This window comes from Chryseobacterium angstadtii, assembly GCF_001045465.1.
Taxonomy (GTDB): Bacteria; Bacteroidota; Bacteroidia; order Flavobacteriales; family Weeksellaceae; genus Chryseobacterium; species Chryseobacterium angstadtii.
Genome location: NZ_LFND01000006.1, coordinates 113,976 through 126,304 on the forward strand (window position 1 = coordinate 113,976; position 12,329 = coordinate 126,304).

At 40.5% G+C, this 12,329-nt stretch carries 8 protein-coding genes; 1 reads left to right on the plus strand and 7 read right to left on the minus strand.

Going from position 1 to position 12,329, the window contains the following annotated elements:
- Positions 1 to 18: 18 nt before the first annotated feature.
- Together ACM46_RS17235 and ACM46_RS17240 are read right to left on the minus strand one after the other, a co-directional pair.
- Positions 19 to 315 (minus strand): DUF3098 domain-containing protein, encoded by a 297-nt coding sequence (locus tag ACM46_RS17235; RefSeq protein ID WP_048507937.1) that lies wholly within the window; start codon positions 313 to 315, stop codon positions 19 to 21.
- A gap of 2 nt (positions 316 to 317) precedes the next feature.
- Positions 318 to 1,217 carry a cell division protein FtsX gene (locus ACM46_RS17240; RefSeq protein ID WP_048507938.1) on the minus strand — a complete coding sequence of 300 codons (900 nt, stop codon included), beginning with the start codon at positions 1,215 to 1,217 and terminating at the stop codon, positions 318 to 320.
- Positions 1,218 to 1,308: 91 nt separating this feature from the next.
- On the opposite strand from ACM46_RS17240, the gene rsmA reads away from it, so the two are divergent.
- Positions 1,309 to 2,079 (plus strand): 16S rRNA (adenine(1518)-N(6)/adenine(1519)-N(6))-dimethyltransferase RsmA, encoded by a 771-nt coding sequence (gene rsmA / locus ACM46_RS17245; protein WP_048507939.1) that lies wholly within the window; start codon positions 1,309 to 1,311, stop codon positions 2,077 to 2,079.
- A 70-nt stretch (positions 2,080 to 2,149) separates the two neighbouring features.
- On the opposite strand, the gene ACM46_RS17250 is transcribed toward rsmA, so the two are convergent.
- The 5 genes from ACM46_RS17250 to ACM46_RS17270 all read right to left on the minus strand — a co-directional run bounded on the left by ACM46_RS17250 (position 2,150) and on the right by ACM46_RS17270 (position 12,323).
- Positions 2,150 to 4,516, minus strand: a complete 2,367-nt coding sequence (locus tag ACM46_RS17250; protein ID WP_048507940.1) for a T9SS C-terminal target domain-containing protein — start codon at positions 4,514 to 4,516, stop codon at positions 2,150 to 2,152.
- 108 nt (positions 4,517 to 4,624) lie between these two features.
- Positions 4,625 to 8,230 (minus strand): choice-of-anchor L domain-containing protein, encoded by a 3,606-nt coding sequence (locus tag ACM46_RS17255; RefSeq protein WP_048507941.1) that lies wholly within the window; start codon positions 8,228 to 8,230, stop codon positions 4,625 to 4,627.
- Positions 8,231 to 8,400: 170 nt separating this feature from the next.
- The gene (locus ACM46_RS17260; RefSeq protein ID WP_241486046.1) at positions 8,401 to 10,725 is read right to left on the minus strand and encodes a choice-of-anchor L domain-containing protein; all 2,325 of its coding nucleotides are present in this window, start codon (positions 10,723 to 10,725) and stop codon (positions 8,401 to 8,403) included.
- 263 nt (positions 10,726 to 10,988) lie between these two features.
- Entirely contained in the window at positions 10,989 to 11,537 is a 549-nt protein-coding gene (locus ACM46_RS17265) for a DUF1003 domain-containing protein (protein WP_048507943.1), read from the minus strand.
- A gap of 15 nt (positions 11,538 to 11,552) precedes the next feature.
- Positions 11,553 to 12,323 carry a TIGR02757 family protein gene (locus ACM46_RS17270; RefSeq protein ID WP_048507944.1) on the minus strand — a complete coding sequence of 257 codons (771 nt, stop codon included), beginning with the start codon at positions 12,321 to 12,323 and terminating at the stop codon, positions 11,553 to 11,555.
- Positions 12,324 to 12,329 lie beyond the last annotated feature (6 nt).

Sequence of the window (12,329 nt, forward strand, 5' to 3'; positions counted from 1 at the left end):
TTTAAATAAAGTTTAAATTTATTTTCTTTTTAGAATCGCATAGACTTCTATGACAAAGCCTATCACTACAAACAGTGGTGCAATTCTTATCCTGCGAATAGAAAAAATACCGTCATTCCATGAGTTGGGATCAAATTTTCCATCTACTGTATTGGCATCAGGACCCATCATCAGAAGAAATCCTACAACGATAAATGCCAGGCCTATCAGCATCCACTTGAAGTTCTGCTGCCCAAAATAAAAAGTATTTTCCTGCTGTACTTCAGTTTCTTTTCCAAATTCTGAAGCGGCGAATTTATTTGTTTTTTTGCTCATTATTAAGAGTAATATAGATCGTCAACGTTTGATTTTAAGAATCTCCATGTAGCGAAGATGGTACTTAAAACGGAAATAAAAATTCCAACCCCAAGTACTAAAATAACCAGCCAGAAATACTGATTGTTGTCCTGTACGAAAGCAGAACCAATCTGACTTGTAAAATAATACCAAACCCCGAACAAAGCTAAAAGACCGATTACAGACCCGATAGCTCCTAAAACGATAGCTTCAACGATAAAAGGTTTAAGAATAAATCTTCTTTTTGCTCCTACCAGCTGCATGGTTTTAATGATAAATCTTTTAGAGAATATCTTCAGTCGGATAGAGTTATTGATAAGGACTACAGCCAGGATCAGGAAAAGAATAGAGAATCCTAGTATCCATTTTAAAATTCTGCTCAGGTTATTATATACATCCACCATCAGCGTACTGTCATTTTTAACATCCACAATACCCGGAACAGATTGGATAATCTTAATGGCTCCGTCAATTTTTGCAGGGTCTACATACTCCGGTTTCAATGCCACTTCTATAGATGATGGGAAAATATTTTCTTCAAAAAGGGCATCGCTGTCTATCCCCATTGTTTTTTTGGCTTCTTTAGCCGCCATATCTCTTGAGATGTAGGTTGCTTTTTTTACAGGAGCTAAAGTCTGCACCTTTTTAAAAGTTTCTTCCTCCAGTTTTGCAATTTTCACCGAGTCTTTAGCATCATAGTTTTGATCGAAATAAGCATTCACTACCAGCTGTTCCTTAATGTAGTCAGAATACTTCTGGGCATTAATTAAAATAAGCCCCATTAATCCTAACAAAAATAACACTAAGGCGATACTTATTACTACGGTAATATTGCTGGACCGAAGCCTTTTCTTATTAAACTCATCTACAGATTTAGCCATTAATATTAAAATTTTTGGCTAAATTAGAAAAAAACTTCCGAAATTTGGGACCAAATAAAGAAAATCATTGTTAATAAAATCATAAAAAACTTTGAGTGTAAAAGCAAAAAAACATCTTGGACAGCACTTTCTGACAGATGAAAACATCGCACGGAAAATCGTGGAAGGTCTTAATTTTGAAGGCTATAAAAATGTCATGGAAGTAGGTCCCGGAATGGGCGTCCTTACCAAATATCTGCTGGAGAAGGACCAGTCTGTGTATCTTGCAGAGATCGACACAGAGTCTATTGAATATTTGAAAAACAATTATTCAAAAATCACGGAAAATACCTTTGTAGGAGATTTTCTGAAGCAGGACTTTCATTTTATCAATGGAGAACAGATTGCCATTATCGGGAATTTCCCCTATAATATTTCTTCACAGATTCTTTTTAAGATCGTAGATTATTATGAGCAGATTCCGGAAATGGTAGGAATGTTCCAGAAGGAAGTGGCCGAAAGAACGGCAGCTGTTCCCAGAACTAAAGATTACGGTATCTTATCTGTACTGATTCAGGCTTATTATGATGTATCCTATCTGTTTACGGTGCATGAAAACGTATTCAACCCACCTCCGAAAGTAAAGTCGGGCGTGATCAGACTGACAAGAAATCCCAAAAAAGGTCTTGCCGGAAATGAGGTTCTTTTTAAACAGATCGTAAAAGCAGGATTCAATCAAAGGAGAAAAAAACTGTCGAATTCACTGAAAATACTGAATATTCCTGAAGCTTTGAAGACGCATGAATTTTTGGATAAAAGAGCAGAAGAGCTCAGCGTCCTGGATTTTATCGGCTTTGCCAATCTCTGGAAACAGAATCAGTAAAATTCAGTTGTAAAAATAAAAAAAGCCTTTCAAGTAATCTTGAAAGGCTTTTTTTATGAGCTTTATATTTTTATTCCCTGTTCTTCAGCATAATCCATCCGGACCAGTTCATCTGAACTTTTGATTTAGGGTATTCGAAATTAAACTTATACCAATAGGTGGAAGTAGACAGTTTCTTACCTCCTACCGTTCCATCCCAAACCGGTTTTTCTTTGGAGAATCTGAACATTTCAACGCCGTATCTGTCATAAACAGATCCCGTAAAGTTCTTGAATTCACCCAGTGCTTTAAGATCCAGCACATCATTTACTCCGTCATTATTAGGTGTAATGATATTATTAATCTGTAAAGTATAGAAATCAAATGTTCCCACACAATGGGTTCCTACCCTTCTCACCAATACGGTATAATTGGTATTGTTCAGCAGATTGGTAAATATATTAGAATCCTGCCATGTGAGCCCGTTGTCTATGGAATATTCCAAAGTACTTGGGGTATTATTCATGGATGGGTTTTCTGCCGTGATGATTACTGTTTTTTTAGAGCTTTCATAGTTTATGGCCGTTACAAAAGGTGTTGCTGCCCCTCCTACTTTTGCCGTAAAGGTTTTTTTACAGAATCCGTTATCTACTTCTACGGTATAAATACCCCAGCTGTCTACGGTAATCGTCTGTGTAGTGGCTCCGGTACTCCATAGATATTTATAATTCGGACCTGCACCTGCATCCAAAACAACGCGGTCACCCAAACACATTTCTACATCTTTTAAAGGAGAAGTGATCTCCGGCGTCACTTCAACTCTGATGGTTGCAGGGTTTAAAGAACGGCATCCTTTCGCTCCTACCGCATACACGGTAAATGTAGTGGTCTGATACAATGTTACGGTTTGTGTATTGCCTGTACCCGGGAAGTTCACCCATTGGTAGGTAGCTCCGCCATCAGCAGTAAGGGTTACTGTTTCTCCCGGACATATTTTTATTCTGGAAGATTTTATACCCGCTGTAGGGGTTGTTTCTTTGAGCAGTTTTAATTCTACCATCTTGCTGCAAAAGCCTCCGTTTGAAACTACGGTGTACAGAATCTGTCCGTCTGTACCGTTATAATTCAAGATATTCTGGATATTATTCGTATTCTGAGCGATAGCATCAGCCTGATTTACATAAAATTTAAATATAGCACCCGGAGTAGGGCTTAAAGATGGCATGGCATTCGTGAGGTCGAAGGTGGTAATATCCGGCGTGGCGCAAAGCAGCAGTGAAGCATCCTGTGCCTGCGGAGTGGTTCCTCCATGGATTTCTATCGTTGCTTTTCCCGGACAAGGATTTCCCGGAACTCTTACTTCAATGGTATATGTTCCGGGCTGCGTGGCCGTAATGGTATTTGTTGTAGCCCCTGCTACCGGATTTCCGTTCAGGAACCATTGATATAATAAATTAGGATCACTTACGGATGCTGTGATCACCTGTGGTACGTTGTCACAAACATTAATATCTGAAGGCAGTGTAGCACCGCTAGGATCCAGAAGCTCTACTCCAATGTTAAATGATCCTCCTTCCAGAAATACAGCCGAGTCATAAATGTGATCCGCAAAGGTATAAGGGGTATAATCGGCAATAACCATCTTAAAATGGTATTCCTGCCCCGCCACTACAGTAGCTACAGCAGTAAGAGGAACTGTTCTTCCTTCAAAATTGGTTTCTATATTGGTGGTATTATATCCTCCGAAATATTGTTCATTCACGGCTCCGCAATCTCCCGGTATCGCAGGGTGGATATTCGTAACACTTACAGGTCCGGCACCCCCGGGAAGTATTGCCATATTCTGGTAAGCCCCGCCTGATGTAGGTCTTAGAAGAATTGCAAAAGCATCTGCATAATCACAGGGAAATCCGCCGTAATATTCTTCAGAAGCTAATATATAATTAAATTTAATTTGGGAAGTTGTAGGCACAAAGTCAAATTCCAGAAGAACAGCATCGGCTAATGTTCCGGTAGATCCGATAGCCTGTGCAAGATCGGGATCACTTCCACCACCGTTATTATCTCCCAGGGTACCTTCCGCTGCGTTTCCGGCTCTTCTTGCTTTTCCTGTAGAAAGTACAATCCCGTCTTTAAACGGAAAATTAGTAGTTCCTTTGTTGAAATATCCCCAAGATCTGTCTGCATCAGTTACTGCATGGTTGGGTGTTATCTTTACATTGGTTACGCTGGGTGTTACACAGGTATTAGTTCCTGAGGAGATCAGAACATCCTTTACCAGCTGAGTAATAGAATACGTTGAAGCCGGGTAAGGAGGAACGTTTACATCAATAAAAGCTCCTGCTTTATTTGCAGGGGGAATATTTGTTTTGTGGAGAACTCTGGGCTTACCAGTCTGAGAATATGAATAAGTCGAGACGACCAAAAAAAATAAAAAAAAGAGGAGATTTTTTCGCATAATACTTTTGTTTCAACAAATTTAATTTATTTCCAAATATATCCTATATTTTTTGTCATTATTTTAATATAAAAAAAACAAACCTTCCAAATATGGAAGGTTTGACTGTTAGTTTCTATTTTTTAGCAATATCCAACCTGACCTTAATTCAAGTTTTTTACTGGCCGGATTTTCCCACTGTACTTTGTACCAATACGTACCCGTGGCCAGATTCAGTCCTTTTAAAGAACCTCTCCAGACCGGATCTTTTTTAGAGGCCCTGAACAGTTCGGCTCCATACCGGTCAAAGACTGATGCTGCAAAATTGTTATATCCGCTGATTCCGGAAAAATCTATTCCATCATTTACCCCATCCATATTAGGCGTAATCACATTGCTGATCACAAAGGTGAAATAGCTTAATGTTGTTCCGCATTTTGCTCCTTTTACCCTTACCATCAGAGGATAGTTGGTATTATTTAAAACATTATAGAATATATTGGAATCCTGCCACACCAGACCACCGTCTATGGAATATTCCAGAACTCCTCCTGTAGGATTGTTTGCCGTAAGCGTCAGTACATGGTTATCGTATACTATATTCGTAAATTTCGGAAGCTCAGGATTTAATAATTGAGCGGAGAATACTTTAGAACAAACTCCATTACTAATGGTAACGGTATAGGTTCCCACAACGTTGGTGGAAATGGTTTGCGTAGTGGCTCCCGTATTCCATAAGTAAGTATAGTTAGGTCCTGCTCCTGCGTCCAGAACTCCCGTATCTCCTGCACAAACGTATACATCCTTCAATGTAGAAACGATAGCCGGAACTACTTTAATAATTATTTCTGCCGCTACTAACGAGCTACATCCGTTACCTCCCAGTGCAAATACCGAATAAGTAGTGGTAACCGTTGGTGAAACCACCTGTGTATTTCCGTTTCCTGGAAGCCCTACCCAATTATAGGTAACTCCTCCGGTTGCAGTAAGCGTCACGGATTCTCCTGCACATATTTCTGTTTTAGATGCTGCGATTCCCGCAATTGGTGGCCCTACTATAACAGTTACTGTAGCAGGATTGGCAGAGATACAGCCGTTAGCTCCTACTGCATGCACCGTATAGGTTGTAGTTACCGTAGGAGAAACTACCTGAGTATCGCCATTTCCAGGAAGGCCACCTCCCCAGTTGTAAGTAACACCTCCTGTTGCCGTTAATGTTACCGATTCTCCTTCGCATATTCTAGGTTGCGAAGAAACAAGCGCAGCTACCGGAAGTGCCGTATTCTGAACTACATTCACTGTAGCCGTATAAGTACATGTCAGATTTCCCGGCTGTGATACATTGCTCACCGTAAGTGTATATGCCCCTCCTGCATTCACGACAGGGGAAAGGGTATTTCCGCCTGATACAATGTTTCCGCCACCGGCCGCTGTCCAGGTAATGGTGGATCCCGCAGGTACTACAGATGCTGTTGCATTAAGTGTAATCTGAGGATTTGTACAGGTAACTTCCTGTGGTGCTGCTATAGTAAGGGTTGTTTCAGCTGTTCTCAGTAGCTGAAGGGAAACCACATAATGACAGCCCCCATTTTTTACTAAGACAAATATTGTTTGATTACCCGGTGGCGCATATGTGGTAGGTGCCGCAATAAAATTGGCATTCCCGGCAAGTGCATCAGCCTGGTTGATATAATAAGTAAAAGTAACTCCTCCTCCGGCAGTGGTAATCTGCCCCTGAGCAGTGGTAAGATCATAAGTAAGGTTTGGCGCATAACATTTATGCAATACTGCATCCTGTACTGTGATAGGCTGTGAAACTTCAATAGTAATGGTTGCCGGATTTTGAGAAACACATCCGTTTGCCCCTACAGCCGTTACTGTGTAGGTAGTATTGGTGGTAGGTGATACCGTCTGCGTATTTCCATTTCCGGGAAGCCCGCCGCCCCAGTTATAGGTAGCTCCTCCTGTTGCCGTTAATGTAACCGATTCTCCGTTACAGATCTGTATTTTAGTTGCTGTAAGCCCCGTAACAGGCGGAGCACTGTCTCCTGTAACCGTTACATTGGCAGTAGCGGTACACAATACATTCCCCGGCTGGTAAGTATTTGATATAGTTAAAGTATAAGTTCCCGGAGCATTGATTACCGGAGTTAATGTATTTCCTCCCGAAACAATATTTCCTCCCGTAGTAGTCCAGTTAAAAACAGATCCTGCAGGATAAACAGAAGCTGAGGCATCCAACGTTGCCTGTGAACTGGTACAGGTTAATACAGGCGGAGGCAAAGCGGAAGCTGTCATCTGAGGTGCTTTTACCAGCTGAAGCTCGGCTACTTTGGAACAGAAACCATTCTTAACCAAAACATAAACCGTTTGTCCTCCAGGACTTGAATAGGTAGCCGGGTTCGGGATGGTATTTCCATTTCCCGCATTGGCGTCTGCCTGATTGATATAATAGGCAAATGTTGCCCCAGGTGTTGTACTTATAGAAGGCTGAGCGGAGGGTAAATTGAATGTTACATTTCCTGCCGCAAAGCAGCTCGTCAGTGTTGCATTCTGAACCGTTGGTGAAGTCCCTCCCACCACAGTAATACTTGCTGTTCCCGGACAGTTGTTTCCCTGGATAAAAACCTGAACACTGTAAACCCCTGGCTGAGTAGCCGTATAACTTGGCCCTGTTTGGCCCGGAATAGGGTTATTATTTAAAAACCACTGATAAGTAACATTAGGTGCCTGCACAGAAGCCGTGAAAGTCTGCGGCGTATTGTCGCACATGTTAATGGTATCAGGAAGCTGTACTCCGGCCGGATCAAGAATCTTTACTCCGATATCAAATGATCCTGCCTCAAGAAACACCGCTGAATCAAAATTAGAATCTGAATAATCGGCCAAAACCATTTTAAAATGGTAAGTCTGGCCCGGAACAACTGTGGCTTTCGCCGTTAATGGAATCGTACGTCCGTCAAAGTTGGTCTCTACCATCGGATTGTTAATTCCTGCAAAATACTGCTGGTTGACAGGTCCACAACCTGAATTCCCGGGAATTGTCGGGTGGATATTCGTCACACTCACAGGTCCGGCTCCACCGGGAAGTACTGCGAGATTGGTATAGGTAGGATCCGTTGCTTTTTTTAAAAGTAAAGCAAACCCATCTGATATGGTACATGCAAACTGATGGGAGGTATCATATTCTTTGGAGGCAAATAAGTATCTGAACGTAATTTCTGTAGAGGAAGGAACAAAGTCGAATTCTATGTAAGTGGCATCTCTCAACTGAGTATTGTTCACATTTAATGCCGTAGCAAGATCAACGTCTCCTGCAGAAGGAAGAGGATCGCTCAGAGTTCCCTGAAAATTGTTTCCGGTTTTTCTTGCATATCCGGTTGTAAGAACAATTCCTTTATCAAAAGGAAAAGCAGTGGTTCCTTTATTAAAAAAACCCCAGCTTCTGTTGGCATCGCTCACGGCTAAATTCGGAGAGACATTTACGTTGCTTACGTTGGCCGTAGAACAGGTTCCTCCGGATATCAGTACCTCTTTTACCAGCTGTGTGATGCTGTAGTTGGATTCTGCATAATTAGGGGTATTTACATCTATAAAAACACCTGCTTTCATAGAGGCTGCTCCCGCTCTCTTTGCAGGTATTGTGGATCTGTCTTTGTTCTGAGCAAGAACAAGATTTCCCAATAATGCAAAAAATAGCGCCAAAAATAAACTTTCAATCCTCCTATTTAACATTTTATAGTATTTGAAACAAAAATACTATTTTTTTTGATTGAAATTCAATTTAGTACAATTTACATTATCACTAATACAAATTTATTTATCTTAAAATATAAATTCATTTTAAGGGTATATAATAAATAAGACCGGCAAAAATACCGGTCTTTATACATATTAGATAAAATTTATTCAAGATTTTTCAACAGGATCCATCCTGTTTTTACGGCCAGTTCTTTGCTGGCAGGATCCTCATAGGTCACCTGATACCAATAGGAAGAGGTAGGAAGACGTTTTCCCTGGAAATATCCATCCCAATAAGGTCTGGTTTTTCCTGCTTTAAACACTTCCCTTCCGTAGCGGTCGAAAACAAGACCTTTAAAATCTTTATAACCGCTTACTCCACTGAAATCAATGATATCATTAACTTTATCTCCGTTTGGCGTGATTACATTTTTAATAACAAATGTAAAATATTCTAGGAATCCTTCACAACTTGTATTTTTCACTTTGACACGGATGGATATTACGGTATTCTTAGGAACATTCGAAAATACATTGGAAGCCTGCCATGTAAAACCATTGTCTACAGAGTATTCCAAAGTTCCGTTGCTTGGGTTGCTTGCCGTAAGCACCATAGTTCCGTTTACATTATAATCTACTTTTATAATTTGCGGTACAACTGCACGTATCACCTGGGTTTTAAATTCTTTGGAGCAAACGCCATTACTTATTTTTACAGTATATTCTCCGGGAGTATCTACCGTAATAGCCTGTGAAGTTTCTCCGGTATTCCATTCGTAGGTATAGCCCGGGCCGGATCCGGCATCCAGAAGAATCCTATCTCCCTGACAGATCTGACCTCCTTTCAGCGAAGAAACGATGGCAGGTACCACATCAATAGTAATGGTAGCAGGCTGTAAAGATTTACATCCCTGTGCTCCTATGGCGTAGACGGTGTAAGTTGTATTCTGAGTAGGGCTCACGGTTCTCACTCCACCCGTATTTGAAGTATCTCCCCATTGATAAGTTACTCCTCCCGAAGCGGTCAATACCAGAGATTCTCCTGAACAGATTCTTAATTTCGGTGCTGTGAGCTGGGCAACAGGTGTTTCTTCTCTTCTTAATGTTAAAGTCACGATCTTGCTACAAAAAGCTCCGTTGGAAACCACGACAAAAATGACCTGCCCGTCTGTTCCGTTGTAAGTGGTTGTATTGGTAATAAAATTATTATTCTGAGCCTGTGCATCTGCCTGAGTAGTATAAAACTTGAATACCGCTCCCGTTGTTGTACTGATCTGAGGTTTTGCATCCTCTAAATTAAAGGTACTGCGGGTAGGCGTAGCACACAGTTTTAAAGTGGCACTCTGAGCAAGAGGAGAAGTTCCCCCTATGATCGTAATGCTTGCTTTCTGACATTCTGTTCCGCCCACAAATGTTTTTACCTCATATACTCCCGGCGAAGTGGCCGTATAGATTGCGTTGGTTGCAAAAGGAATAAATACTCCGTCTTTATACCATTTATAAGTCATTCCCGGCACAGCAGATACCTGCGCTTTTAAAATCTGAGGGGTATTGTCACACATATTCACGGTCTGCCCCAGAGGGTTTCCGTTATTATCAACAATGGTCATTCCAATATCGAAAGAACCACCCTGTAAGAAGACAGCAGAGTCATAACGCCTGTCCACGGCATCCGCAAGAACCAGTTTAAAATGATAAGCCTGCCCCGGAATAACGGTAGCAACCGCTGTAAGAGGGACTGTACGTCCTATAAAATTAGTTTCAATATTCTGGGTATTCAGACCGGCAAAGTATTGCTCGTTTATTAAGGTGGTACATCCTACTCCGGCCGGAACAATATTAGTCACGCTCACAGGCCCTGCACCATTGGGCAGAACAGCCAGGTTGGTATAGGTAGGATCGCCTACTTTCTTTAAGAGGAGTGCAAAACTGTCTGCAAAATCACCGCACGGAAATCCGCTGGTATATTCTTCCGAAGCAAACAGATAATTGAATTTCACCTGATTGCTGTTGGGAACAAAGTCGAATTCTACGGCTACCACGTCCTGAAGATCATCCGGAGGGTTTACCGCCGCTACAAGATCCGGATCGTTTATTCCAGAGCCCGGAACCTGATCAGACAGTTCACCAGGCCCTTCATAGCCATTTCCTGCTCTTCTTGCTTTACCTGCCACGAGAACAATACCGTCATTAAAAGGGAAATTGGTAGTTCCTTTATTAAAATATCCCCACGCCCTTTCTGTGTCTGTTGCCAGCTGATTCGGAGAAACGGTTACATTGGATACGTTTGGTGCCGCACATACGGAGCCTCCTGAGATCAGTACATTCTTCACAAGCTGCTCAATATTATATGCGGAAGCCGGGTAAGTGGGTACATTTACATCTATAAACACGCCAGCTTTCATCGTTAGCTGAGATGCTTTTTTCGGAGGTGATTTTTTCCTGACATTCTGGGAAAATACTGCTACAGAGGAAAACAGTACTAACACAAATAAAAAGTATTTGTTCAATCTATACGTTAACATTTTTATTATTATTTATCCAAATGTAACAAAAATACCATTAAAAAACACGTCATCATCTAAATAAAAAAATAATTCACCATACGCATTCGTAAAAAATATGTTTTATAAGTGAAAAATCCGCAAAACAACAGGTATTAAATTTCAAGCTTATAAAAACGCTTAAAAAAAATCAGACCTGTACAATTTGTAAGGTCTGATTTCTATAATTATTATGGATCATCCGGCTGCTATTTTTTCAGCTGATCAATTTCATTCTGAAGCTGGCTGATGATATCTTTCAGTGCTTTAATTTCATTTTTATTGGAGCTTACGTTGCTTTTCAGAATTACATTTTTAGCTCTTTCGTTGTGGTCTTCATCATCTTCTTCTTCATTGATCTCTTCAATATCTTCCTGAATGTCTTCAATATCTTCGTTGATCTCCTCAATATCTTCGCTGATCTCTTCAATATCCTCGCTGATTTCTTCTATATCTTCCTGAATATCTTCAATATCCTCGCTGATCTCTTCAATATCTTCCTGAATATCTTCAATTTTCTCGTGGCTCTTATTCACAGACATCTGAATGAAAATGGCCAGATATATTGCTTCCAGAGAAACAACAGTGGTAAGAATCAGAAGCATTTTGTCGAACGCAACAAGATTGAGCATCGGCAAAAGAAATGAGGTGATGAAGAATAAGGTATGAACAATTAGTGAAGGGATAGAGCCCACCCACCATGTGATACCGTTTGCAATTTTCTCTAAAATTTCTGTATTTTCTTTTTCTTTTTTCATCCTTTCCTATGTTTTTTATAAGAGTTCTTTGGTCACTCCCAGCCCAAACAGAGCGAAATCATATCTGGCGGGATCTTTTTCATCAAATTTTCTCACGGCAATATCCAGTTCTTCCACTGTTTTCCAGTCATTCTGAGTTCGTGAAAGCAAACCGAGCTGCCTGGAAATATTTCCCGTATGTACATCTAACGGAATTGAAAGGTATTTCTGATCTATATTTTCCCAAATTCCAAAATCTACTCCATGTTTGTCTTTCCGGACCATCCAACGAAGGAACATAATAATTCTTTTGGAAGAGGAGTTTTTATAAGGTGAGCTTACATGTTTATGACTCCTGTGTTTTTCCGTTTCCAGAAAACCGCTTCTGAATCTTTCAATAGCATGAAAAAAATTAGTTTCCTGATCTTTTATCATGAATAAATTTTCAAGACTTTCATTCTCTTTATAAATTTTATTGAACTGCCTGATAAAGTAAGCAAAATCCTGGCCGTTAAAAGTCCGGTGTATACTTTTATCCTGAAGAACATCCAGATCTTTGTCAGAATGGTTCAGGACAAAATCATAGGGAGAGTTGCCCATGATATTGAGCATTTTTTCTGCAGATTTAACGATTGATTTTCTGTTTCCCCAGGAAATGGTGGCTGCCAGAAAACCGGCAATTTCAACATCCTGTTTTAAGGAAAAACGATGCGGAATCTGAATCGGATCATCTGCAATAAAATCGGGATTGTTGTACTGATCTGCTTTTTCGTTCAGAAAGCTTTTCAGTTCTTCAAAATTAAGCATACAGGT

Bases quoted from the DNA above. Each gene is read 5' to 3' on its own strand.
- ACM46_RS17235 (WP_048507937.1), bottom strand. From the start codon at position 315: ATGAGCAAAAAAACAAATAAATTCGCCGCTTCAGAATTTGGAAAAGAA.
- ACM46_RS17240 (WP_048507938.1), bottom strand. From the start codon at position 1,217: ATGGCTAAATCTGTAGATGAGTTTAATAAGAAAAGGCTTCGGTCCAGC.
- ACM46_RS17250 (WP_048507940.1), bottom strand. From the start codon at position 4,516: ATGCGAAAAAATCTCCTCTTTTTTTTATTTTTTTTGGTCGTCTCGACT.
- ACM46_RS17255 (WP_048507941.1), bottom strand. From the start codon at position 8,230: ATGTTAAATAGGAGGATTGAAAGTTTATTTTTGGCGCTATTTTTTGCA.
- ACM46_RS17265 (WP_048507943.1), bottom strand. From the start codon at position 11,537: ATGAAAAAAGAAAAAGAAAATACAGAAATTTTAGAGAAAATTGCAAAC.
- ACM46_RS17270 (WP_048507944.1), bottom strand. From the start codon at position 12,323: ATGCTTAATTTTGAAGAACTGAAAAGCTTTCTGAACGAAAAAGCAGAT.